Genomic DNA, 24,659 nt, shown 5'->3' with positions numbered 1-24,659 from the left:
AATTAATTATGTGAGTATGTATGAATCATCTTTTATAAAAAAGGGGGGCTAATATGAATAAGTCAAAATTAGTTATTATAATAATTTTACTAAGTTGTTTATTTACCTTTAATTCTACTATGTTAGCTAATAATTTATTGCCTTTTCAAAATTATAAATTAGCTGTTAAGTCTTTTGAAGCAAAGAATTTAGAGAAAACAAAGCAGTATTTAGATCAAATTATTTTAAATGATTTAACTTACTCAAATTATTTAGCCAAAGCAATCTATCTAAAGACGATTATATTGGCTGCTGAAATAGAAAGAAATATGGAACTAAAGAAAGTTTTTAAAATCGGCAGGAGTAATATAGCTCTTTCTGCTCAACAACAAAGGGCCAAGTTTGAGAATAAGTTAAATAATTATCAATTAGCAGCTGATCGAAAAGTCGATACCTTAGTAGGTTTGGCTAATTATTTAGTATCTAATCTACCACCGGTGGAGATGAATTTAAATTACTCATATAATGTAGGAAATTATGATGCAGCACGACTCTCTCAGATTAAATCAGGAACCATGCCTAAACAAAGTAGCTTAAAAAAATCAGAAGAAGATTTATTGGCTAAAAAGATTAATCATTATTTAAAGATGACTTTAGGAGTAAGAGGATTTAATAATGTTTCTACTATTAGAGCTGATAAAGGAGATAGTTTATATAGTATATCTAAAGATTATCAATTGCCATTTTATCTAGTTTTAAGTGTGAATAATCAGTTGAAAAATCCTAGTGAAATTTATCCGGGGCAAAAGATATATCTTCCTCAAACTAGTAGTACTTATATTAATTATCCAGCTTATTTTTATTATTTATCAGAGCTTTGCTATCAAGTCAATCCTAAACGAAGAGAAGCTGTTATGAGATTAGTAGTCAAAGCTTATCATTTAACTAATAAAGAGGAACCAATTGATAAACAAGCTCAGCGATTAGCTGACGAAGTTAATTTAGATCAATATAAAAATAAATTTCAGAAGCAATCTAGATTAATTAAAAAGCAAAATAAAAAACTTGAATTACTAAAAGAGAAATATAATCAATTATTATATCAATTACAAAAAATCAAATCTAATTTTAAAGAAACAAAACAAGAAGATAAATCAAATAATGATCATGAATTTGATCTTAATAATAGTAAAACTAATAAAAATTATGATGTAAGTGATGACCCACTGACTTATGAATAACTAAGGTAATCATTTTCTGCTTGTTTGATTTCTGCTTCAATTTTAGTTAATAGATTTTGTTTCATCCGATAATAAAGGCATGAATTTTCTACTTCAGTTTGTAATTTTTGTAGTGCTTCAAATCTAATAAAACAATTATTAATTTGTTTGATTGTATTTAAGCGTTGGTATAGATAGTGACGAGTCTGCTTTATTAGATGGGGCATATTTTCTCCTCCTTAAATTTGTTTTAAACTATTACATAATATTATACAAAATAAAAAGTTATTTGTTAAGAATTGTTAAAAAAACATCATTGTGGTAGGAGTGTATTTTAAGACATGACTATTTAGGAGGGCGAATATGGAAAAGTATATTGGAGTGTTATCAATAATTTATATTATAATAAGTATAGTTAAGCTAAAGGATGCCAAAAAAAGTTTCTATAGACATAGAGAAGAGTTTAAAGAGATGAAGGCTCAGTTAAAGATGATAAGTGAGCAAAAGAATCCTTTTATTATGATGAAATTTACTAGTTTTGTTTTTTATTTTTTCTTAATTCTTTATTATATAGCAAATGTAATCTTATTTAATGATTATCCTTTATTAGATATAATTAGTCTTGCTTTAATTATTTTAGGAGTTTTCAAATTAACTAAAAAGTTTTTAATTAATTCAGTAGATGATTTTGAAAGATCAATTGAAATCAAACAGGAAAGTTATGATAAAAAGCGTAAATTTAATTTTATATTGGGATTAATTGAGTTTGCTTATGCTTTTAATGCTTTATCTTTAATTAGTTTCTATTATTAATAGGCTAAAGAAAGGTAGCCTTTCTTAGGCTACCTTCTTATTTTTTGATTAAATTCTTTGGTATTAATAATTGCTTTAAGGAGGCTAATTACACCTTCTAATTCATCATCTTTGATATATGCTACATCATTGAACTTGTCATTTTTGATTTTTTCTAAATCTCCTGCTATTTTTTTTAGTCCATCGAGGTCAGTATAATCTAGCATTTTTGTTACCTCCTTAAGATTAGAGTAAGAGGCTTATTTATATTATTAGCCAGAAGAAAGTTAATCATGTTAGAAAAAATAGTTAAATATGATAGAATAATAGCTAAAAAAGAATTTTATTATTAATGTTGAAAATAATAGATTAATATTATAAAGTATGATTGTTATAGTCTCTATTGATATGTAAAACAATAAGAAATATAGTGATCATTATGAAAGGGTGAAAAAATGCTACAAGTTGGCTTATTAACATTAGGTTGTGCTAAAAATCAAGTTGATTCAGAAATCATGTTAGGTTTAATACAAAAGGCAGGATATCAGATTATAGATGAGTATAAAAAAGCTGATGTTTTAATTGTTAATACATGTGGTTTTATTTCAGATGCTAAAGAAGAATCAGTTGAAAGCATTTTACAGTTAGCTCATTATAAAGAAGAAGGAAATTGTAAGTTATTAATTGCAACTGGTTGTTTGGCCCAAGGTTATAATGAGGAGTTAGCAGATGAAATTCCTGAGATAGATGCTTTTTTAGGAACTGGAGATTTTGATCAGATTGTAGAGGTAATTGAAGAATCTTTAGAAGGAGCTAAAAAATTAAAGGTTAGCAATCCAGATTTTGATTATGATCGAAATTTACCTAAAAATAATTTAACTACAGGTGCTACTGCTTATGTTAAGATTGCAGAGGGCTGTAATAATTGTTGTTCTTATTGTGTGATACCTAAGTTAAGAGGAGGACTAAGAAGCCGTTCTATAGAAAATATAGTGAAGGAAGTAAAAAACTTAGCGAAGCAAGGAATTAAGGAAGTTAATATTATTGCTCAAGATATAACTCAGTATGGGATCGATCTATACGGAGAGGCAAGGTTAGTTGATTTATTAAAAGAGTTAGTAAAAGTCGCAGAAATCAAGTGGTTTAGATTATTATATGCTTATCCAACGCGTGTATCTGATGAGTTGATTAATTTAATAGCAACTGAGGATAAGATTTGTAATTATCTTGATTTACCAGTACAACATGCAGACCAAGAGATTAGAGAAAAGATGAATAGAAGAGGAGATAAAGTAGCAATATTAGATGTAGTTAATAGATTACGGGATAGAATACCTAATATTGCTTTAAGAACCTCTGTGATTGTAGGTTTTCCGGGTGAGACTGAAGATAATTTCAGAAATTTATTAGATTTTATTGAACAAGCAGAATTTGATCGGCTAGGTGCTTTCACTTATTCACAAGAAGAAGGGACTTCAGCAGCACAAATGTCTTGTCAAATTCCAGAACCAAGAAAAGAAGAACGCTATAAAAAAGTAATGCAGCTGCAACAAAGAATTTCTCAACGACACAATCAAAATTTGATTGGAAAAGAAGTCAAGGTGCTTTTAGAAGAAGTACATTCCAAAGAGCCTAGGATTATGGTAGGGAGAAGTCAAAGAGAAGCACCAGATGTTGATGGAGTAATTTATGTGGAGGATACTGAAGCAAAAGTAGGAGAAATGATTAAGGTTAAACTAACTAATGGGTATGAATATGACTTAACGGGAGTGGAAGTAAAATGACTTTTAATTTACCAAATAAGATCACTTTAGCTAGGATTATATTAATTCCTATTTTTATGGCTTTTTTATTGGTTGATTTTGGGTTAGGTTATGAAGAATATATAGCTCTAGCAATTTTTATTATTGCGGCAGCAACTGATGGCTTAGATGGCTATATTGCACGTAAAAGAGGGTTGGTTACTAATTTTGGTAAGTTTGTTGATCCACTAGCAGATAAATTATTAATTTCTGCTGCGTTAATTTCTTTTGTTGATTTAGATGTTATTTCAGCTTGGCCAGTAATGATTATTATTGCTCGGGAATTTGCTGTTACTGGGTTAAGGGTTTTAGCAGCTTCCGAAGGGATTGTAATAGCTGCTAGTAATTTAGGAAAGTATAAAACCAATGCTCAGATTTTTGCTATTATTGCCTTGGTACTTAATTTATCATTTGATTTAATATTACTGTGGATTGCTGTACTTCTAACGATAGTATCGGGAGCTGATTATTTAATTAATTCTAAAGAAGTAATTAAGGGTGATAATAATGAATGATAAATGGACTAAATTATTAGCGACTGGTTTTAATAGTGGTTTAAGTCCAATTGCACCTGGAACAGTAGGAACTATAGCTGGGGCAGTTTTGTTAGCTTTAGTGATAAAGATTGGTTTAGTACCAGAAGTTGGTTTTCCTTTAGTCTTTATTTTATTACTACCAGGAATTTATATTGCTGATCAGGCTGAGGATATCTATGGTGAGAAGGATGCTCCACAAATTGTTATTGATGAAATTGTAGGGTTCGTGATTGCTATGTATGGTTTGCAGATTAGTATGTTAATTCCAGCTTTTATTTTATTTAGGATATTTGATATTTTAAAACCTGTTCCCTTAAATAAGTTGCAAGAGTTTAAAGGTGGATTAGGTATTATGTTAGATGATATTGCAGCTGGAATTGTAGCCAATTTATTATTAAGAATAATTATTTATTTTGTTTAGAGTACAACATTAAATGTTGTACTCTTTTTGTATCATTGATATATATAGTGGCACTTTTAATTTACAATTAACAATTAACAATTGACAATTAGAACCCCTTAAAACCTTTATAAACCAAGGGATTACACGGTTTTGATTTTTAATTGTACATTGTAAATTGCACATTGTCAATTGCACTTAATATCAATTAAAGTTAGATAATAAATATTGAAGCAAGATAAAAGTAGGAGGAGATAAGATGAAGATTGGTGTTATAGGATTAGGTGATATTGCTCAAAAGGCTTATTTGCCAGTAATAGGAGATAAGGGAGATATTGAACTAGTCTTTGCTACTCGAAATCAAGAGAAACTTAATTATTTAGCTAATAAATATAGTATAAAAGAAACAGCTAGGAGTGTAGAAGAATTAATCTCTAAAAATGTTAAGGCAGTCTTTGTTCATGCAGCTACAGTAGTTCATAAAAAGATTGTTAAAGAATTATTACTAAATGATATTCATGTATATGTTGATAAGCCAATTACTAATTCTTATCAACAATCTAAAGAATTAGTTAATTTGGCCCAAAAAAGAGGCTTAAAGTTATTAGTAGGATTTAATCGGAGAAGAGCACCAATGTATCAGAAACTAAAGAAAGTTAACGGGCCAACTATTATTAACTTTCAAAAGAATCGCTTTAATAATCCTCGACAGGTAAGAGAAGTAATTTTTGATGATTTCATTCATGTGGTGGATACACTAAGATTTCTAGCTGATAATCAAGTTAAAGAATTTGCTGTTGAGGCTGTTGTAGATGACGGCCTATTATACCAAGTAATGTTAACTCTTACAGGAGTAGATTTTAAAGCTATCGGAATTATGAACCGTGACAGTGGCATTAATGAAGAATTGGCTGAAGTAATAGGTAGTAAACAGAAGTTGATAGTTAAAGGGATGACAGAATTAATTAAATATCAAAATGGAGAAGAAAAAAGAAGTAAAGTACCTTCATGGGATTCAACTTTGTATAACCGAGGATTTGTGCAATTAATCGATGAATTTTTGGAGATAGTTAAAGAGGGCCAAGACACAACTCAGTTAGCTAAAGATGCTTTAGCAACTCATGAATTATGTGAAAATATTGTACAGGAAATTAAAAATTAAATCTTGAATTTGAGTGTAGACCTAATTAATGTGGTTTACACTCTTTTTTTGTTTAAGTGTATTCAGACCGGTATTTGTCATAAATTACATGATATTTACATTAGATTCCTATTAATAACTGTGTTATAATGATTTTTGTCTTGAAACTTACAAAAGTTGTCTTCAGTGAAGGGAGGGAAATAAATGAAGAAAATAAATCTGAAAGTACTAGTTTTAGTTGTAGTAGTATCTTTAGTAGTCTTTTTTGCTGGAAATTATTTAGTAAATTATTATCAAATCAATTACGCTTTACAAGGGGATTTAGTAGCTATTTCTGGGGTAAAAAAAGTTAAGATTACTAAGCTGGAGACTAAATATAAATTAGAGATCTCTTTAAATAGAGTAGAGAACTTACAACAGACTTTTAATCAGATTAAAAGCCGGGTTAAAGAATCTTTACCAGAAAAAGAGTATAAAATGACTTTTGTTTCAGAGGATTATTTTAAATTTGAGAAATTATCTAATAAGGTTAACTTGGCCCTTTATGCAGCTATAGAGACAGGAAAATTTTTAGAATTAGAAGAAAGGATGTCAATTTATCAAGAAAGATATGATTTAAAAAAAGCCAAAGTACAAGTGGATGCTAGCTATATTTATTTAAGCTTGGTTAAAGGAAATGATGAGATTTATAAAGTAATTAACCGAAAGACAGGAGGTGAAAATAATGGTTAAAGAATTAGGGTTGGGTGTTGGATTAGCAGTGGTTATATTCTTAGCTGCCCAAGGAATTAATTTACTTCCAGTTCTATTGTTGGGTGGAATCGGATATTATTTATTTAATGTGATAGATAAGAAGAGTTTAGGAAAAAAATTATCAATTGGTAGTGGGGATAAGTCTATGATTCCTGAGGTTGATTTTTCGGATATTGGTGGACAAGATGCAGCTAAGCAAGAATTATTAGAAGCATTAAATTTTGTAAAGAGTAAACAACAGATTAAAGATCTAGGAATTAGACCTCTTAAAGGATTATTATTAAGTGGTCCTCCTGGAACGGGAAAGACTTTAATGGCAAAAGCAGCAGCAAATTATATTGATTCTGTATTTATTTCTACTTCTGGTAGTGAGTTTATTGAGATGTATGCAGGAGTAGGGGCTAAGAGAGTTAGAAAATTATTTAAAGAAGCTAGAGAAAAAGCTAAAAAATCAGATAAGAATAATGCTATTATTTTTATTGATGAAATAGATGTATTAGGAAGTAAACGGGGCCAAAATAGTAGTCATATGGAGTATGATCAAACTTTAAACCAACTTTTAACTGAATTAGATGGTATTTCTGTTGATGATCAAGTCAATGTATTAGTAATTGGAGCTACAAATAGAATAGATATCTTAGATAAAGCACTATTAAGGCCAGGTAGATTTGATCGGGTTGTTAAGGTTGATCTACCAGATAAAGAAGGAAGAGAGCATATTTTAAAGATTCATACAAGAAATAAACCATTAGCAACTGAAGTTGATTTAACGCAACTTGCTAAGGAGACATTCAGATTTTCTGGAGCTCAATTAGAGAACTTAACTAATGAAGCTGCTATTATGGCTTTACGTGAAGAAGCTGATCAGATTAGTAGTGAGCACTTTAGAGAAGCTATTGATAAGGTAATGATGGGTGAAAAATTAAATCGGAAACCTAAAGAAGAAGAACTACACCGTATTGCTTGTCATGAAACGGGTCATGCTTTAATTGGGGAGTTAGTAAATCCTAAATCTGTATCTAATATTACTATTACTTCTCGAGGAAAGGCTTTAGGTTATGTCCGTCATAATCCTCAAGATGATTATTATTTACAGACTATTGATTATTTACAAGATCAAATTGCTGTTTTAATTGCTGGTTCTATAGTAGAAGAAGAACTACTAGGTAGTCGGAGTACTGGGGCCAATAATGACTTTAAGAAGGCTAATCAACTAGCTGAAAAAATTGTTTTCTCTGGAATGTCCAAGTTAGGAGTAGTAAGTAAAAATAACTTACCAAAATCCAAACTACATGAGACGGTTTCAGAGATCATTGAATACCAGGAAGAAAGAGTTACAGAAAAAATTAAAGCTAATAAAGAATTTATTAGTGCGATAGCAGAAGAATTGTTAGAAACAGAAAGTATTACAGGAGATGAATTTAGAACAAGGTTAGAGATGAATAAAACTAAAGAGGTGGCCTAAACAGACTAGCTTAATTAAGCTAGTCTGTTTTATTTTGCATTATTTAGGAAATTATAAGCTGTTTTGCAATAGTTTTTTTCTTTTGATATAATTTAATCATAATTAGAGAAATTAAAAGAGGGGGAAGAAGAATGAATTATAAGCAAAAAATAATAATATTGTTAGTAATTATAATGTCTTTAGTAGCAGTTGGCTGCACAAAGAATCAACTAACAAGTAATGACCAACAGGTAATTACTCAGGTGGATATTCCAGAGATGATGATTAAAGGAGAAGAGACTAAGTTTTCTGTTGAAGTAGCTAATACTAAAGAAAGTAAACTAGATTATACTTGGGCTCTTAAAGGAAATACTAATATAGGTAGCTTTGGAAATAATACTACAGCTACACCTACATTTAAGGCTCTACAGCCGGGCCAAGGAACAATTACAGTTCGAGTTAGAACAGATGATAAAAAAATATTTAGTAGCCGAAGAATCAAAGTCTTATCGAAAAAATTTAAGAGTACTTATGGTGGTTATGGTAATGATGGGTTTCATGCTATTTTAGCTACTAGTGATGGAGGTTATCTTGCAGCTGGATATGATAGTGCTTTTACTAAACAGGCTTATGCAGTAAAAGGAGATCAGGCTGGATTAAAGGACTGGGCCATAGAGGTTGGAAATAAAAGGTATCCAGACCGCTTTACTGCGGTAGAGGATATAGTCAACTTACTTGGTGATGAATACTTATTAGTTGGTTATGAAGGAGTAGGTAATGGAACATACGATGGATATGTAAGAAAGGTTGATGAATCTGGAGAAGTAGTTAATGAATATATAGGTTTTGTATCTGATAGGGTCTTCTTTAGATCGGCTGTGGTTACAGAAACTGAGGATTATTTAGTAGTCGTTGGTAATGATGGTTCTAGCCAGTCGGCTAAGGGATATGTAGCTAAGGTTAATCTAGAGAGTGGAGAGAGAATAAATAAAAAGATCCCAGTAACTGGTTATGATTATATTAATTTACGATCAGTAGTTGAAACTAAGAAAGAGAATTATTTAGTAGTAGGCTATGTAGGTAATAGTGGTAGTGATGCTAATATGAAAGGTGTTGTATTTAAGCTAGATTCTAATTTAGAAATAAAAGATAAAAAGTACTTTGGTACTACTGCTCAAACTAAGCTATATACTATTGAGCAAGTTAAGGATAATAATTATGTGCTAGCTGGTACTGATGAAAATAAAGGTTATCTAGTTAAAATAGATGCTGATTTAGCTAAAGTTTTTGGTAAGCAATATAGTACTAGTACTGCAACTGTATTGCGAGATGTTAACTGGGATGAAAACAATAATAAATACGTGTTAGCTGGAACTAAAGGTAGTGTTGGTACAATAATAAAAGTTCATGCTGATGGAGCTATAGACTGGTCTTATCAAGCAGATTCTACTAAGAGTGTCTATGCTAAGAGATTTGATGCAGTAGCAATAGCTGAAGATGGTAATTACTTTGCAGCTGGTTATGCTCAAAATAATGAGTTTGGTGATGGTGATCAAGACGCTTATGTACTTAAGTTAGATTCTTCTGGAGAGATAATGAATAGAAAGTAAGTAGTCAACAAGGTCAGGAATTAATTCCTGACCTTTTGTATATTAGGGAGGATTTTATGAAAAATTATGTAGTGTTGATATTTATAATAGTTTTTTCTTTTAATCTGACTGCGTTAGCCCAGTCGAATATAGTTTTTGTTGGTGGGCTTACATATAATAATCTCCTTTATTCTACGATTAAGCAGGGGCAAATAGATAATAACTTTGCATTACGAGAAAGCTTAAATGAAGGATTAGGTTACTATGGAGAAGCTATCTATTGGCCAGTGAAGAGATTTGGTGTTGGAATTGGAGTCGATCAAGTTACAGCTAAGTGGGAGGATACTATACAAGGAATTGGAAGATTAATTGAACGTAGATATACTCGGCAATTAGTTGGCCCTTACACGAAGGTAATCTATAAGTTAAATAGGAGCACAGAATTAGGCTTAAGCTGTGTGTATTATTACTATAGTGATTATCGCTATGAAACTAAGTATATTGATAATTATTATAAAACAGGAAGGGGATTGGGCTTTTTATTAGGAACTAAGAATAATCATTCTATTACTGATAACTTATCTATTGTAACAAGTCTTAATTATCGGGTGGCTAGGATTGATTTAAGGAAGGAGTATAATAGTTACACAAAAGAGTTAGTGGCTAATAGAAAAGATGACTTGTTATATATCCAAGGGCTACGAGCGAGTATGGGGATTACCTACAAATTTTAATATTTGGTAAATAAATTACTGTTATATTTGTATTTTTTTACTATTATTGATAGAATTGTTATAGGCTAAGGATTTATAGTATATTTTTTGATTTTAAGGAGGTTAAAAATAATGAAGTCAGACACCAAATCTTCTCAAGTTAATATTAATACGGCTCAAGTTGAAAAATTAATGTCTTTAAAGGGGATTGGCTCTACTTTGGCTCAAAGAATAGTTGATTATCGTACATCAAAAGATTCATTTACTAGTCTAGGAGATTTAAGAAAGGTAAAGGGGATTGGAAAGAAATTATTTGCTAGTATTCAAAAAGAAATTACTACTCAAATGGAGGAGACTAATTTAAAGCAGTTAGCAGTTGAGGAGGGTATCAGTTCTGCTCAGACTAGTGAGTTGGCCCAAAAGAATAAAGAGGATGATAAAGAAGTTACAGAGGATATTATGAATATATATTCTTTGCCAACTAACTATAATGATAATAAATTAGTTTTACAGGTTAAAAATCCTGAAACTGCTCATTTGTATTGGGAATATACAACAGAGGAGATAAACAAAATAGTTTTTGCAGCTGGTTATAATAGTATTAATGAAGTAGAATTGGCCCTTCGGATTTATGATTTAGATACGACTCAACAAAGAAATATCACTATTGGTTTAGATAATGATAATTGGTATCTAAATAACTTAGAACCTAATCATAATTATAAGGTAGAATTAGGAATTATAGATAAAACTAATAAATTTCATTCTGTAATTAAGTCTAATCAGATTACAATGCCTAATAATACTGTAAGTGATGAGTTTAGTGAAAAGTGGATGACAGTTGAAGAGAGAGTAGAAAAGATCTATATGTTATCAGGTGGCTTATTGGCAGGGGAAGGTAATAGTTCTGTAGATGTAGTCAGAAAGTTAGAAGAATTTAGTGAATTGGCTAATTTAGCATCTAGTTTAAATGAGAGATATAGTTCAATGAATTTGCTAGGTTCATCTGAACTATTAAGTGGCTCTAGTGAGCAAGTTAAATAAATTTATTACTTTTTCAGGTTAGCTAGTTAGCTGACCTGTTTTTCTTTTGAGAAGAGATGAGATTTTTTTGAATAGCTAGTTGGAATTTGGTATTCTAAAAAGGAGCAAAGATTATTAAATGGAGGATGAAAAATATGAAAGCAGAGATTATTACAATTGGAACAGAACTATTATTAGGACAAATTGTAGATACTAATTCACAGTGGATAGCTAAAGAACTAGCAAGATATGGAATTAACCTGTATTATAAAGCAACTATCGGGGATAATAAGGAACGGATGATAGAGACATTATCTAATGGTTTAAAACGTTCTGATTTAATTATTACTACTGGTGGGCTAGGGCCAACCCAAGATGACATAACTAGAGAAGTAGTAGCAGAAGTGTTAGACTTAGAACTGGTTAAATCTCAAGAAGCTTTGGCCCAGGTAAAAAGTTATTTTAAGCAAGCAGATAGACCAATGTCAGATAATAATCTTAGACAAGCTTATTTACCTCAAGGAGCTAAAATAATTAAGAATAATCAAGGCACTGCACCAGGTATATTAGTAGTACAAGATAATAAGGTGATCGTATCCTTACCAGGAGTTCCCTTAGAAATGAAAGCAATGATGAAAGAGAGTATCTTGCCTTATTTAAAAGAAAAATTTCTAGATGATGAACGGATTTATTCTAAAGTAATTAAGACGTGTGGGATTGGAGAATCAAGTCTTGAAACAAAGATTGCTGATATTTTAAGAGAACAAGAAAATCCAACTATTGCTCCTTTAGCTAGCCAAGGAGAAGTTAAATTAAGATTAACAGCTAAAGCAAATACCAAACAAGCAGCTAAAGAATTAATTAGACATGAAGAACAGAAATTACAAGGAAGAATTGGGGAGTATATTTATGGGTATGATGATGATACATTAGAAAAAGTAGTGGCTGATTTATTATGGGATAAAGACTTAACAGTAGCAGTAGCAGAATCTTGCACAGGAGGATTGGTAGGACATAGATTAACTAATGTACCAGGAAGTTCCGCTTATTTTGAACGAGGAGTAGTTAGTTATAGTAATCAGGCTAAACAAGAATTACTAAATGTTAAGAAAACGACACTACAAGAAGTTGGAGCAGTAAGTCAAAAAGTAGCTCAAGAGATGGCACTTGGAGTTAAAAATTTAGCTAAAACTGATATTGGATTAGCAACAACAGGAATTGCCGGGCCAAGTGGTGGCACAGAAGAAAAGCCAGTTGGATTGGTTTATATGGCCCTAGCTATTAATGATGATGTAAAAAGTTATCAGTTTAAATTCAATGGTGGTAGATATAGAGTTAAATACTTAACTGCACAGACTATTTTAAATTTATTACGTTTGGAATTATTGAATTAGATAATATACTTTTTCTAGGAAGGACGATTCTATGCAGGAGTTAGTAATTAAAGTATTTATGTCAATGCTTGGTGTATTATTAATCCTTAATTTTGCTGCAACTAAAACTTATAAATTGAATGCTTTTAATATTGAACTTGATTTAAAGTTGTCTTATCATCCATCTACAACAATAAATTTTCCTCCAATTGGTAAGATAGTAGCTGATACTCATCTAACTCCTTTAGACCTAGAGGTAACTTTGCAGTCGATTCACCAAGAAAAGCTAGCTTCTATTATTGAGAATGTACAACAAAAAGAAGAATTGGTTGTTTTATTAAAAGAGAGGGCCAAACAGATTCTGCAGTTATTTATTATTAGATTATTGATACTATCTGCTTTAGCAGGCATGGTAGGGGCAGGGACAGTTGAATTAACACATGCTACTGTAATGAAAGGATTAGTAATTGGAGTAGTTGTTGTTTTATCTTTAGGGTTAGGAACTTATTATACTTATAATTTATCTGCCTTTGATGATCCTAATTTTGTAGGAATGTTAGAAGCAGCCCCTTGGATGATTAGTTTGATTCAAGAAGGTATTGATAATATTGAGCAATTAGGAGCAGAAGTTCAATTGATTGCTTCTAATATGGCACAACTTTTTAAGAGAGTCGATACTTTACAACCTCTAAATCAAGTGACAGGGGATTTGCAGGTATTACATATTTCAGATATACATAATAACCCTGTGGCTTTAAAATATGTTATGCAACTAGTAGATAGTTTTAATGTTGATTTAGTAATTGACTCAGGAGATATCACTGATTATGGAACTCCTATAGAAGGTAATTTATTGACTAAGATAGATCAGTTAAAGGTTCCTTATATTTTTGTAGCTGGTAACCATGATTCACCTGCAATCATTAAACAAATGAAGGAATTTGATAATGTAATTATTATAGAATCTAATGTAATAAATATTAAAGGGTTAAAGATTGTGGGGGTAGATGATCCAGCAGCTGATAGTAAACAAATGAAGCCATTAACAGGAGAAAAGATGCAGGAATCTAGACAGACTGTCAATAAATTAGTTACTAAACTAAAAAAATCTCCTGATATTGTAGTAGTTCATGAATTTAGACAAGCTATAAGTGTATTAGGAGAAATCCCACTTTTATTACATGGTCATGATCATAGTTTTAAGATTTATAATAAAGAAGGAACTATGGTAGTTGATGCAGGTACTACTGGTGCAGCAGGAATTAGAGGTTTTGAAGCTAAAGAGGAGATTCCTTATTCTGTTGCTTTATTGCATTATAATCAGTCTAAAGTTGGTAATCAATTAAAAGCAATTGATATTATTAAATTTTATAGTAGGCGTGGTGGATTTATGTTAGAGAGAAAGTTAATTAAGCAGCAGATAAAAAATAAAAGAAAGGAGGAGCAAGATGAGTGATAAAATAAGGTGCTTTATTGGGATTCAATTAAGTGAGATTACGAAAGAAAAAATAGATAAGGTAAAAAATATACTACGTGATTGTTCATTACAAGTTAAGTGGGTGGAAAAGTATAATTTTCATATTACTATTAAGTTCTTAGGTGAGTTAACTAAACCTGAAATAGAAGAAGTAGGACAAGTATTAGAGAAAATTGCTCAGAATAATAAAAAACCATTTACTATTAATATAGAAGGGTTAGGTGCTTTTCCTAATTTGAATTATCCTCGAACAATGTGGGTTGGAATAGAAAAAGGAAGTCAGAAATTAGGGCAGATAAATCAAGAGATTGAAAATGAGTTAATTAGTTTAGGATTTAAAAAAAAGCACCATGAATATACACCACATATTACTTTAGGGAGGGTTAATCCTAAGGAAAATAATTTACAACTACTTAGTAAAAAACTTAAAGAATTTCCTTTTAAAATTGAGATTCCTGAAGTAGTGGATAAAATTACTTTAATTAAAAGTACGTTAACTCCTAAAGGGCCAATTTATCAGTCATTATCAGAATTTGATTTAGAATAATGGTTGAATTTGATAATTGCTTTTTAGGGTTAATTGTTTTATAATTATTATACGTTAGAGTTAAAAGCAGACTCAAATTATAAGAGGTGAATATATATGTCAAAGAATGAAAAACAGAAGGCTTTAGACCGGACTTTAAATCATATCGAAAAGGAATTTGGACAAGGCTCTATTATGAAATTAGAAGATGCCCAAGCAATGGATGTAGAGACAATTTCAACAGGAGCTTTATCTTTAGATGCAGCATTAGGTGTTGGAGGTATTCCAAGAGGAAGAATTATTGAACTTTTTGGCCCAGAGTCTTCAGGAAAAACAACAGTAGCTTTACATATGATTGCTGAGTTACAGGCAGAAGGTGGAGTTGCTGCTTTTATTGATGCTGAACATGCTTTAGACCCTAAATATGCTAAGAATTTAGGAGTGGATACTAAAGAATTACTTGTTTCACAGCCAGATACTGGTGAAGATGCTTTAGAAATTTGTGAAGCATTAGCTAGAAGTGGTGCTATTGATTTAATTGTGATAGATTCAGTGGCTGCTTTAGTACCTAAAGCTGAAATTGAAGGTGAAATGGGAGATGCTCATGTTGGTTTACAAGCCCGATTAATGTCTCAGGCAATGCGTAAGTTATCAGGAGTCCTTAATAAGACTAAATGTACTTGTGTCTTTATTAATCAAATTAGAATGAAAGTTGGAGTTAGATTTGGAAATCCAGAAACAACTCCTGGTGGTCGAGCACTTAAGTTTTATTCTTCTGTTAGATTAGATGTTAGACGGAGAAAAACAATTAAAGATGGAGATGACTACCAAGGTAATAGAACTAAAGTTAAGGTAGTTAAAAATAAGGTAGCTTCTCCTTTTAAAACAGCTAAATTTGATATTATGTATGGTACAGGGATTTCTCAAACCGGTTGTGTTCTAGATTTAGGAGAAGAACATGGTATTATTGAGCGGGCTGGTGCTTGGTATTCATATGGTGATGATGTTACATTAGGTCAAGGTCGAGCTAATTCTAAAGAATTTTTAGATGAAAATCCAGAGATGAAAGAAGAAATAGAAAATAAAATCAAAGTTAAGTTAGGCTTTTTAGATGAAGATGAAGTAGAAGAAGCAGATGAGAATAAAGAAACTGAAAAAGAGTCTGCTTAAATAACACCCCTTCTTAATCGAAGGGGGTTTTATTTTATTGATCTATAGTTAACTTCTTAATTAAGTTTCACTTTGAAATCGATTTTGAGGGAGGGTTAAATATGACTAAACAAGAAGGAACTATTACTAAGATTAAAAAGCAGAAGAATAATCAACAACGATGTTCTATTTTTGTAGATGGCCAATTTTTGTTGGGGATAGATGCTAAATTAGTCTACGAATATAAATTAAGCAAGGGCCAAAAGTTAACCGAAGAGCTATTAGAGCAATTATTAGTTGAAGAAGAATTAGGAAAGGCTAAGCAAGCTGCATTTAAATTATTATCTTATCGCCAGCGCAGTCGCCAAGAGTTAAAAAACAGATTAGCTAAGAAAGGATTTAACGGACAAGTAATTAATAGAGTTATTAAAATTTTGGATAGACTAGATTATATCGATGATCGCGAATTTGCAGGTAGTTGGATAAGGGATAGAATCACCAGAGGATTTGGCCCTTATAAGGTACGAAGACAGTTACAAGAAAAAGGAATTAGTAAAGAGATTATAGAAGAAGAAATAGATAAGGAATATAATTTTGAATTAGAGTATCAATTGGCTTTTAAGTTGGCTAATAAAAAGAAAGCTAGATATTGTAGTTTGTCCACTTGGGAAAAAAAGGGGAAGTTAAAGCAAGTTTTAAAAAGAAAAGGATTTTCATTCCAGGTTATTGATCTGGTTTTAGAAGATTTAGTAGGGGAGGACTAGGATGAAGGTATTAGTAATGTCTGATACTCATATAAGAGGTACAACTCCAAGTAGGAGAACGGATAATTTTAAAAAGACGCTAATTAATAAATTACAAGAAGTAAAAGAGATAGCCCAAGAAGAGAAGATTGATTTTATTTTACATGCTGGAGATGTTTTTGACCGTCCTAACCCAGCTCCCTCAGTAGTAAATGATTTCTTAAAGGTTTTAAGTAGTTATCCTATACCAATCTATGTAGTAGCAGGGAACCACGATTTATACGGTCATAATCCTGATACATTATCTCGAACAATGTTAGGGGTATTAATTAATTCAGGAGTATTAAACTTAATTGAAGAACCGATTACACTAACAAAAGACAAATTAAAATTGCAATTATCAGGGAAGCATTTTGATTATAATGTTGATACTGATGGCAGTGCCTATATGATAAATAAGGAGCAAGAAGTTGATTATGCATTACATATGATTCATGGTATGTTATTAGATCGACCATTCTTTGATCAAGGATATACTTTAATTGAAGATGTAACAACAGAAGCGGATATTATTATATCCGGTCATTATCACTTAGGTTTTGGCGAACAGGAATTTAATGGGACTAAGTTTGTTAATCCAGGTTCTTTAGTAAGAATGAGTGCTGATATTAAAGAAATTAATCGTCAACCACAAGTTGCAATTATAGAATTAGATTCTGAAATTATGGTTAAGTTTAGAAAATTAACTTCGGCTAAACCGGGGGGAGATGTATTAGATAGAAGTGCTTTAGAGGCTGCTAAATTTAGAGAAAAGAAATTAGCTGATTTCACACAAACAATTAAAGCAGCAGGTGAATTTAAATATTTCTCTGTAGAGCAGATATTAGAACAAGTAGCTAGTAATGAACAAATTGATGATAATGTAAAAAAAGAAGCCCTAAATAGAATCTCTCAAGCCCAAGAGAAATTAGGGGGGGAGTAAGTAGGAATGCAAATGATAAAAGCAATTGAACTTGAGAACTTTCAGTCACATGAAGATACTAGATTAGAGTTTTCTTCAGGATTTAATGTAATTACTGGTCCATCAGACCAGGGGAAATCGGCTATTGTTAGAGCTTTAAGGTGGGTTTTGTATAATGAGCCCTTGGGTGATGATTATATTCGAAGTGGAAATAAAAGCTGTAGGGTAACAGTTGAGCTAGAGAATGGATTTAAGATCGTAAGACGACGAACCCCTAGTAAAAATGGCTATATAATAATTGATACCCAAGGTGAAAAGCAAGTCTTTGAAAGAATTGGGCGTGATGTACCACAAAAGATTACTAAGTTACATCAAATGCCTAAAATTGAGTTAGATACAGACTACGAAACAACTATAAATTTAGACTATCAATTGGATGGAGCTTTTTTATTAAACCAAACTGGTAGTATTCGAGCTAAGGCTTTAGGTCGGTTATTAGATATTCATTTAGTTGATTCAGCAAGTCGAGAAACTAATAAGGATATTCGTCAATATCAACAAGAGGAAAAAAGGTTAACTACAGAAATAGATGAGTGTGATAAAGAATTAAAGGAATTTTCTGACTTACCCAAGTTATCACAACAGATTACAGAAGAAAAGAAGTTATTACATGAGATAAAAGAGACTAAGACTAAATTAGAGCAGGTAACTCTTCTTTATCAAGACTGGAAGTCTATTAAACAAGAACAAGAAAGTTTAAGAGAGTTATTAGCACAATTAGATGATTTAAAACAGATAAAGAAGTTATTAGTTGATTCTCAGCAACAAATGGATCAGTTGACTAATTTAAAAGAGATTAAAGGGGAGCTTGATAAAACTACTCAAAGGTTAAAGTTAGGTAAAGAATACTTGGCCCATTTTAAAAACTTAACTCAAGTAATTAACCTAGTACCTAAAATTGAAGCTACAGCTAAGGATTTAATTAATTTAAAACAAGTTGAGGGTAATTATCAACAAGCCACTCTGGAACTAAAGAATAATATTAAATTGTTAGATAAGTTAAAAAACACTAAAGAAGTTAAAAAAGAGCTGAATTTAGCTTTAGATTTAAGGGATAATCTAGATAAGTTACAGAAGTTAGAAATGGATTTAAATAACTATCAGATTAAAATAAAGGAAGTAACTAATTTTCTTACTTTATTTCCGACGGCTAAGCAGCAGGAAAGATTATTAAATAATTTAAAAAAGTATACTCAAAGGTTAGAACAAGCAATGGATTTTAAGAGACAAAATAAGAAGCTTAACCAAGGTTTAGAAGAAGTAGTAGCGGATTTAAAAAATGTGAGTCAAAGAAGAGAAAGATTACTTATGCAATATAGTGATTTATTAAAAGAAAAAGGTGAGTGTCCAACCTGTTTTAGTAATGTTGATCAAAAGCTAATAAAGCAAATTATTAATAATTATAGGGAGGAATAATAATGAGTGATTATAAAAAGCAAATAAATCAATTAAAGGATAAATTAGACAAGGCTAATCGTAAAAAAGCAGTAGCAGAGGATAGATTGGATAATTTAAAAGAAAAAAAGAAAGAATTATTAAAGCAGATTGAAGATTATGGTATTAAGCCTGAAGAGTTAGAAGATGAGATTAAAGAATTAGAGAATAAATTACAAGCATCTTTAGCTAAGGCTCAAGAATTATTGCCTGATGATCAAATATTAGACCAGACAAGGAAGAAATAAGATGGAAGATATTATTAAGCAATTAGAAAAAGATATTGAGATTAAAAAGGAAGAATATCATAGGCGCAAGGGAGAAGAAAAGAGATTAAAAAAGGTTCGGGAAAAGAAGGAAAAAGAGTTAACTGAGTATCAAGAAGAAAAAGAATTGTTAGACCAAGTAAATATTTTTTTACAAGAGGTTTCTGAATATGCTAGAGAACAAGCTAGACAACAGATAGAATTATTAGTGACCCAAGCTTTACAAGCTGTATTTGGTGCTCAATTTAGTTTTGAGATAGAGATTGAGAAGAAACGAAATAGTTTTTCAGCGGAGTTTTATGTTGTTTCTCAAGCTGGTGAACAAGAAATTAAAAATATTCCTCAAGATGCAAGAGGCGGGGGAGTAGTTGATGTAGTTTCTTTAGGATTAAGAGTAGCTATTTTAGAAACTCTACAACGACCTAAAATAGGTGGGCCGTTAGTTTTAGATGAACCAGCTAAACATGTTAGTGAAGAATATATTGTTGATGTAGCTAAATTTCTTAAAACAGTAAATGATCGTTTTCAGCGCCAAATTATTACAGTTACTCATCAACAACATTTAAGTCAAATTGCAGACCAAGCTTTTAAGGTAAAAATGGAAACTGGAAAGAGTCAGATAACTAGCTTGACATAAGGAGTAGAAAAAGTTAAAATGATAACAGTATATTAGGTCAGTAGATGCTTAATAGTTAGTTTTGAATATAAACTTGCTGTTAATAAAGTTACTGTAACAATTAAATAATGAATGGAGGTGTGGTAGTTGGAATATGTACTAATAATAGTTAGTTTAATAATGGGGGGTACTATTGGCTTTGCCATTAGAAAATATATTGGTGAAAGTAAGATCGGATCTGCTGAAAAAGAAGCAGAGAAAATTATAGAAAATGCAAAACGTGAGGCAGAATCTACAAAGCGTGAAGCATTGGTTGAAGCCAAAGAACAAGCTCATGAGATAAAAGAAGAAGTTGAAAATGAATGTCGAGAGCGACGAAATGAATTACAGAAGTTTGAGAGTAGATTAGTAAAAAAAGAAGATAATTTAGAACGAAAATCTAATCAGTTAACCCAGCAAGAAAAAGATATTAAAGAAAGAAAGAAAAATATTAAGCAAAAAGAAGCAGAAATTGAAAAATTACACGAAGAACATGCACAAAAACTAGAGAAATTATCTGGTTTGACTACTGAAGAAGCAAAGCAATTGTTGCTAAATCGATTAGAAGATGAGATTAAACATGAAAAAGCTAAAAAGATTAAAGATATGGAAGCTCAAACTAAAGAAGAAGCTAACAAAAAAGCTAGAGAGATAATTTCTTCTGCTATTCAACGTTGTGCTGCTGACCATGTGGCTGAAACAACTGTTTCAGTTGTAAATTTACCTAATGATGAAATGAAAGGTCGAATCATTGGTAGAGAAGGAAGGAATATTAGAGCTTTAGAGAGTTTAACAGGAATTGATCTAATAATTGATGATACTCCAGAAGCGGTAATTTTGTCTGGTTTTGATCCAATTAGAAGGGAAACAGCTAGAATTGCTTTAGAGAAATTAGTTGATGATGGTAGAATTCATCCAGCTCGAATTGAAGAGATGGTTGAGAAAGCTAGAGAAGAAATTGATGATAGAATTTATGATGTAGGAGAACAAGCCACTTTTGATACTGGAGTGCATGGATTAAATAAAGAGATTATTAAATTACTAGGTAGATTGAAGTATCGGACAAGTTATGGTCAAAATGTATTACAACATTCTATTGAAGTGTCTCATTTATCAGGCATAATGGCTGCTGAGTTAGGAGTTAACGTTGATGTAGCTAAGCGAGCCGGATTATTGCATGATTTAGGGAAAGCTATTGATCATGAAGTAGAAGGTCCTCATACTCAAATTGGTGTTGATTTGGCCCGAAAATATGGTGAGAATGAGGATGTAATTCATGCTATTGCTGCTCATCATGGTGATATAGAAGCGGAATCTATAGTAGCAGTACTAGTTGCTGCGGCTGATGCTGTTTCAGCAGCTAGACCAGGTGCTAGAAGAGAAACTTTAGAATCTTATATTAAACGGTTGGAAAAATTGGAAAGTATAGCTGATTCCTTTGATGGGGTAGAAAAAGCCTATGCTATTCAAGCTGGACGTGAAGTAAGGGTTATAGTTGAACCGGACGAAGTCGATGATAATATTGCTAGTAAGATTTCTTATGAGGTTTCTAAAGAAATAGAGGATAATTTAGAGTATCCAGGTCAAATTAAAATTACAGTTGTTCGAGAGACTAGATCTGTTAATTATGCTAAATAAACTAATGGTGACCAGTTATGGTCACCATTTTTTAATTAATATTATTTTTCTTTATTCAAAGCAGGAATTGATTGCTAAGTATTCAAATAAATAATAAGGGATAAATATTTTTATTTAAAAGATGTATAAATATCAAATAAAAGTAAAATAATAAATGGTGTCCTGTTAAAGAAAAATTCTTACATAAAAAGAAGGAATTTTTTTGTAAATATTGAAATATATATATAGAACAAGATATTTAACAAAAAATACTTAAGGAGGTATACAAACATGGAAGTACTAAAGGTATCATCTCAATCAAGTCCTAAATCAGTAGCAGGAGCCCTAGCTGGAGTATTAAGAGAAAGGGAGGGGGCAGAACTACAAGCTATAGGAGCAGGTGCATTAAACCAAGCAGTAAAAGCAGTAGCTATTGCTAGAGGTTATGTAGCTCCAAGTGGGAAAGATTTATTTTGCATTCCGGCTTTTACAGATATTGAAATTGATGGTGAGGAAAGAACTGCTATCAAGTTAATTGTGGAATCAAGATAATTTAAATTCAGACTATAAATTGCCTTTTGAAAAGCAGCCTATTAATAGGCTGCTTTTTTATTTTAAGTGCATATTTTTTCTACTATAATCCAAAACTAACTAATAAAGCTTTAAGTGCTTGGAGGTGTATTATAGTATGCCTATGGGAGTTATTATTCTTGTTGGGTTAGAACTATTTATTTATTTATTTATTAGTGAAAAAGCTATTAAGCAAATTGGTTTAAATAAAAAGGAATTATTGTTTGGTTTAACTGCAATGCTAATAGGAAGCTTTATTAATTTTCCTATTAGTAATACCCCAGAGGTTGAAATAAATGTAGGAGGCGCTGTTGTACCAATTATATTAGCTGTTTTTATTTTAAGTAAAATAAAAACAGCTAAATTATTTAAATCTTTTGTAGCTATTTTAATAACTGGTTTAACAATCTTTTTTTTAACTAAATTATATCAATTTGAAGAAGGATATACAGTAATTGACAGTAATTATTTATTTCCTATAGTAGCAGCTATAGTAGCATATTTAACTGGACGGTCGCGTAAAGTTGCTTTTGTAGCGGGAGGATTAGGTTTTTTAGTCTATGATGTACTTGTTTTATTACAAGTTATTAATGCTGGAGTACCTACTAATATTACTATTGGAGGGGCTGGTATCCTCGATTCTATAGTAATTAGTGGATCTTTAGCTATATTATTAGTTGAATTAATAGGGGAGACCAAAGAAGATTTAGATTTGTTTAATGAATAGTTGGTAATTGATGAGAAAACACGAGAGGTTATATTCGAAATAAAAATAAGGATAATGGAATGATATATCAAAAGAGAAAATTATAATCTAAACTGGGAGGGGAAGAATAATTGAAATATGGGTCTATGATTTTATTAGGTGTCTGTTTAGGAGCATTGGCCCGGTTATTTAGTTTACGAGTAGATTATAGACAGTATCCAGGTTATCCGCGGGGGTATTTGGTTCATCTTACCTTGGGATTTATTGCTGCATCTTTAGGTGGTTTAGTAGTTCCGGCTTTATTACAAGCAAATTATATTGCAGTAACTTTTTTAGGAGCTGCTGCCCAACAATTTAGAGGGATTAGAACTATGGAAAGGCAGTTTTTATTGGAGATTGAGGATACAGAATTGGTACCTCGTGGGGATGCCTATATTGAAAATATTGCTAAAATATTTGAAGCCAGAAATTATTTAGCTATGATTACTGCATTTTTATCTACGCTGGGGTATTATTTAGCAATTACTTTTACTATACCCTTTATATATGCAATCGGAATTGGAATATTTTTGGGGGGCGGATTAGGTTATATACTTCATGCAGTTATGAAAGAAGAAACTGTTGGTGATATTGGAGAAGTAAAGATTGTAGATTTAGATTTTTCTGGGCCAAATAATAGCAACATAAAAGTAGAAGATGTAGTAGTAATGAATGTAGGTTTAAATGAGTCGCTAAAAAAATGGCAAGAGTCAGGAATAGGAATAGTAATTGAGCCTACAAATGATAATGCTCGTGCAACTTTAGCTAATACAGGTCAAAGACAAGCTATTATCCATGATACAGTAACTCAACTGGGGGTAAAATTAGATGTAGGTGTTCAAGATTATACTCCACTTGCTAGGTTGAACTTAGATAATGGTAAAGTATGTATTATTATAATTCCTATAGAACCTGATCCTGCCTGTATTAAAAAGGCAGTAGAGAATACGCCAGTACTAGAAGCTTCTCGAAGGAAACCATTAGAATCTGGTCCAGGAAAAATTGCAGCGGATTAAAAGGAGGAGATAATAGTTTATGAATATAACTGATTTTATTTTAGCTATTGTAACTACTAAAGAAGAACAGGATAAGGTTGAAAGTGGTTCAGCCCCAATCTTTTATGCTACAGATAAAGAGGAATTAGAGTATATCTCAATGCTTATCTCTCGTTTGACTAAATCAATGGTTCATGATTTAGGAAATGGGGTTTATATATTAATCAAACATTAATTAGGAGAAAAAGATGAAAATAGTCTATTTAGGTTACTATCAAAGTGGGATTGCATTGTTAACAGCTTCTTTTTATCTTGGTTTTTGGCAAGAAAAAGATGATTTGAATGATCAATTAGAGACTTTAATATTTACTGAATTATCAACAGAAGAGAAAGGTAAATTTATATCTTTAGGACAAGATTCATTAGGGAATGAAGTTTTAGTGTTAGGTTGTCAAGGTCAACAGGCAATAGTAAGTAGAATGTTAAAGGGTTTAACAAATATGTTTACTATAGATAATGAATTATTAATAGTCGATACAACTTCTGTAGCTAATTTATGGATTAAAGTAGGAGTGAAGTTAACTAGAGTTGGTTGGAATAAAACAGGATTGTATCTAATTAAGCGAGGTGTAAAGAATAATTATTTAGAAATCAAACAATTAACAACTAAGCTTAAAGAGAGGATTAATAGCTAAA

General features: G+C 31.2%; 28 protein-coding genes. 26 read left to right on the top strand and 2 right to left on the bottom strand.

Translation table 11 applies throughout. The features are described 5' to 3' along the window. Positions 1 to 53 precede the first annotated feature (53 nt). Positions 54 to 1,220: a LysM peptidoglycan-binding domain-containing protein gene (locus HALHA_RS07945; RefSeq protein ID WP_015327277.1), complete on the top strand. Its 1,167-nt coding sequence runs from the start codon at positions 54 to 56 to the stop codon at positions 1,218 to 1,220. On the opposite strand, the gene HALHA_RS07940 is transcribed toward HALHA_RS07945, so the two are convergent. Further along, the gene (locus HALHA_RS07940) at positions 1,211 to 1,426 is read right to left on the bottom strand and encodes a hypothetical protein (protein ID WP_015327276.1); all 216 of its coding nucleotides are present in this window, start codon (positions 1,424 to 1,426) and stop codon (positions 1,211 to 1,213) included. The two genes, HALHA_RS07945 and HALHA_RS07940, sit on opposite strands and share 10 nt — an antisense overlap. A 136-nt stretch (positions 1,427 to 1,562) precedes the next feature. Between HALHA_RS07940 and HALHA_RS07935 the strand changes: the two genes are divergently transcribed. Further along, positions 1,563 to 2,012 (top strand): hypothetical protein, encoded by a 450-nt coding sequence (locus tag HALHA_RS07935; protein ID WP_015327275.1) that lies wholly within the window; start codon positions 1,563 to 1,565, stop codon positions 2,010 to 2,012. A 29-nt stretch (positions 2,013 to 2,041) separates the two neighbouring features. On the opposite strand, the gene HALHA_RS13560 is transcribed toward HALHA_RS07935, so the two are convergent. Beyond that, positions 2,042 to 2,218 carry a hypothetical protein gene (locus HALHA_RS13560; protein ID WP_015327274.1) on the bottom strand — a complete coding sequence of 59 codons (177 nt, stop codon included), beginning with the start codon at positions 2,216 to 2,218 and terminating at the stop codon, positions 2,042 to 2,044. Positions 2,219 to 2,446: 228 nt separating this feature from the next. On the opposite strand from HALHA_RS13560, the gene rimO reads away from it, so the two are divergent. The 24 genes from rimO to HALHA_RS07815 all read left to right on the top strand — a co-directional run bounded on the left by rimO (position 2,447) and on the right by HALHA_RS07815 (position 24,658). Next, positions 2,447 to 3,775: a 30S ribosomal protein S12 methylthiotransferase RimO gene (gene rimO, locus HALHA_RS07930; RefSeq protein WP_015327273.1), complete on the top strand. Its 1,329-nt coding sequence runs from the start codon at positions 2,447 to 2,449 to the stop codon at positions 3,773 to 3,775. After that, positions 3,772 to 4,308: a CDP-diacylglycerol--glycerol-3-phosphate 3-phosphatidyltransferase gene (gene pgsA, locus HALHA_RS07925; RefSeq protein ID WP_015327272.1), complete on the top strand. Its 537-nt coding sequence runs from the start codon at positions 3,772 to 3,774 to the stop codon at positions 4,306 to 4,308. The genes rimO and pgsA overlap by 4 nt, the downstream gene beginning before the upstream one ends. Next, the gene (locus HALHA_RS07920; RefSeq protein ID WP_015327271.1) at positions 4,301 to 4,750 is read left to right on the top strand and encodes a phosphatidylglycerophosphatase A family protein; all 450 of its coding nucleotides are present in this window, start codon (positions 4,301 to 4,303) and stop codon (positions 4,748 to 4,750) included. Before pgsA ends, HALHA_RS07920 begins: the two co-directional genes overlap by 8 nt. 238 nt (positions 4,751 to 4,988) lie before the next feature. Continuing rightward, a complete protein-coding gene (locus HALHA_RS07915) occupies positions 4,989 to 5,891 on the top strand; it encodes a Gfo/Idh/MocA family protein (protein ID WP_015327270.1) in 903 nt (300 codons plus the stop codon). Between the two features lie 183 nt (positions 5,892 to 6,074). Continuing rightward, entirely contained in the window at positions 6,075 to 6,602 is a 528-nt protein-coding gene (locus tag HALHA_RS07910; RefSeq protein WP_015327269.1) for a hypothetical protein, read from the top strand. Beyond that, positions 6,595 to 8,088: an AAA family ATPase gene (locus tag HALHA_RS07905; RefSeq protein WP_015327268.1), complete on the top strand. Its 1,494-nt coding sequence runs from the start codon at positions 6,595 to 6,597 to the stop codon at positions 8,086 to 8,088. The genes HALHA_RS07910 and HALHA_RS07905 overlap by 8 nt, the downstream gene beginning before the upstream one ends. A 131-nt stretch (positions 8,089 to 8,219) precedes the next feature. Continuing rightward, entirely contained in the window at positions 8,220 to 9,677 is a 1,458-nt protein-coding gene (locus HALHA_RS07900) for a hypothetical protein (RefSeq protein WP_015327267.1), read from the top strand. A 56-nt stretch (positions 9,678 to 9,733) separates the two neighbouring features. Continuing rightward, positions 9,734 to 10,390 (top strand): hypothetical protein, encoded by a 657-nt coding sequence (locus tag HALHA_RS07895; RefSeq protein ID WP_015327266.1) that lies wholly within the window; start codon positions 9,734 to 9,736, stop codon positions 10,388 to 10,390. Between the two features lie 111 nt (positions 10,391 to 10,501). Continuing rightward, positions 10,502 to 11,413: a DUF4912 domain-containing protein gene (locus HALHA_RS07890; RefSeq protein ID WP_015327265.1), complete on the top strand. Its 912-nt coding sequence runs from the start codon at positions 10,502 to 10,504 to the stop codon at positions 11,411 to 11,413. Between the two features lie 134 nt (positions 11,414 to 11,547). Then, the gene (locus HALHA_RS07885) at positions 11,548 to 12,786 is read left to right on the top strand and encodes a competence/damage-inducible protein A (RefSeq protein ID WP_015327264.1); all 1,239 of its coding nucleotides are present in this window, start codon (positions 11,548 to 11,550) and stop codon (positions 12,784 to 12,786) included. A 31-nt stretch (positions 12,787 to 12,817) separates the two neighbouring features. Beyond that, the gene (locus tag HALHA_RS07880) at positions 12,818 to 14,221 is read left to right on the top strand and encodes a metallophosphoesterase family protein (protein WP_015327263.1); all 1,404 of its coding nucleotides are present in this window, start codon (positions 12,818 to 12,820) and stop codon (positions 14,219 to 14,221) included. Then, positions 14,214 to 14,789 (top strand): RNA 2',3'-cyclic phosphodiesterase, encoded by a 576-nt coding sequence (thpR, locus tag HALHA_RS07875; RefSeq protein ID WP_015327262.1) that lies wholly within the window; start codon positions 14,214 to 14,216, stop codon positions 14,787 to 14,789. Before HALHA_RS07880 ends, thpR begins: the two co-directional genes overlap by 8 nt. A gap of 96 nt (positions 14,790 to 14,885) precedes the next feature. Next, the gene (gene recA / locus HALHA_RS07870) at positions 14,886 to 15,938 is read left to right on the top strand and encodes a recombinase RecA (RefSeq protein WP_015327261.1); all 1,053 of its coding nucleotides are present in this window, start codon (positions 14,886 to 14,888) and stop codon (positions 15,936 to 15,938) included. Between the two features lie 101 nt (positions 15,939 to 16,039). Continuing rightward, complete coding sequence (locus HALHA_RS07865) at positions 16,040 to 16,681, top strand: RecX family transcriptional regulator (protein ID WP_015327260.1); 642 nt, start codon at positions 16,040 to 16,042, stop codon at positions 16,679 to 16,681. 1 nt (position 16,682) lies between these two features. Continuing rightward, positions 16,683 to 17,642, top strand: a complete 960-nt coding sequence (locus HALHA_RS07860) for a metallophosphoesterase family protein (protein ID WP_015327259.1) — start codon at positions 16,683 to 16,685, stop codon at positions 17,640 to 17,642. Between the two features lie 6 nt (positions 17,643 to 17,648). Further along, positions 17,649 to 19,097, top strand: a complete 1,449-nt coding sequence (locus tag HALHA_RS07855; RefSeq protein WP_041607742.1) for an AAA family ATPase — start codon at positions 17,649 to 17,651, stop codon at positions 19,095 to 19,097. Between the two features lie 2 nt (positions 19,098 to 19,099). After that, positions 19,100 to 19,363, top strand: a complete 264-nt coding sequence (locus HALHA_RS07850; protein WP_015327257.1) for a hypothetical protein — start codon at positions 19,100 to 19,102, stop codon at positions 19,361 to 19,363. Position 19,364: 1 nt separating this feature from the next. After that, positions 19,365 to 20,018, top strand: coding sequence for a P-loop NTPase family protein (locus HALHA_RS07845; RefSeq protein WP_015327256.1), 654 nt, complete (start codon positions 19,365 to 19,367; stop codon positions 20,016 to 20,018). Between the two features lie 126 nt (positions 20,019 to 20,144). Further along, positions 20,145 to 21,674, top strand: coding sequence for a ribonuclease Y (gene rny / locus HALHA_RS07840; RefSeq protein WP_015327255.1), 1,530 nt, complete (start codon positions 20,145 to 20,147; stop codon positions 21,672 to 21,674). A 270-nt stretch (positions 21,675 to 21,944) separates the two neighbouring features. Continuing rightward, positions 21,945 to 22,205 carry a stage V sporulation protein S gene (locus HALHA_RS07835; RefSeq protein WP_015327254.1) on the top strand — a complete coding sequence of 87 codons (261 nt, stop codon included), beginning with the start codon at positions 21,945 to 21,947 and terminating at the stop codon, positions 22,203 to 22,205. 136 nt (positions 22,206 to 22,341) lie between these two features. Then, the gene (locus HALHA_RS07830; protein WP_015327253.1) at positions 22,342 to 22,950 is read left to right on the top strand and encodes a DUF1614 domain-containing protein; all 609 of its coding nucleotides are present in this window, start codon (positions 22,342 to 22,344) and stop codon (positions 22,948 to 22,950) included. Positions 22,951 to 23,060: 110 nt separating this feature from the next. Continuing rightward, positions 23,061 to 23,984 carry a YIEGIA family protein gene (locus tag HALHA_RS07825; RefSeq protein ID WP_015327252.1) on the top strand — a complete coding sequence of 308 codons (924 nt, stop codon included), beginning with the start codon at positions 23,061 to 23,063 and terminating at the stop codon, positions 23,982 to 23,984. Positions 23,985 to 24,003: 19 nt separating this feature from the next. Further along, positions 24,004 to 24,198 (top strand): capping complex subunit for YIEGIA, encoded by a 195-nt coding sequence (locus HALHA_RS07820; protein WP_015327251.1) that lies wholly within the window; start codon positions 24,004 to 24,006, stop codon positions 24,196 to 24,198. 13 nt (positions 24,199 to 24,211) lie between these two features. Next, positions 24,212 to 24,658, top strand: coding sequence for a DUF3189 family protein (locus HALHA_RS07815; protein ID WP_015327250.1), 447 nt, complete (start codon positions 24,212 to 24,214; stop codon positions 24,656 to 24,658). Position 24,659: the final 1 nt, after the last annotated feature.

The sequence above is a fragment of the Halobacteroides halobius DSM 5150 genome (assembly GCF_000328625.1).
Lineage (GTDB): Bacteria > Bacillota > Halanaerobiia > Halobacteroidales > Halobacteroidaceae > Halobacteroides > Halobacteroides halobius.
This window is presented reverse-complemented; position numbering and strand designations above follow the sequence as displayed.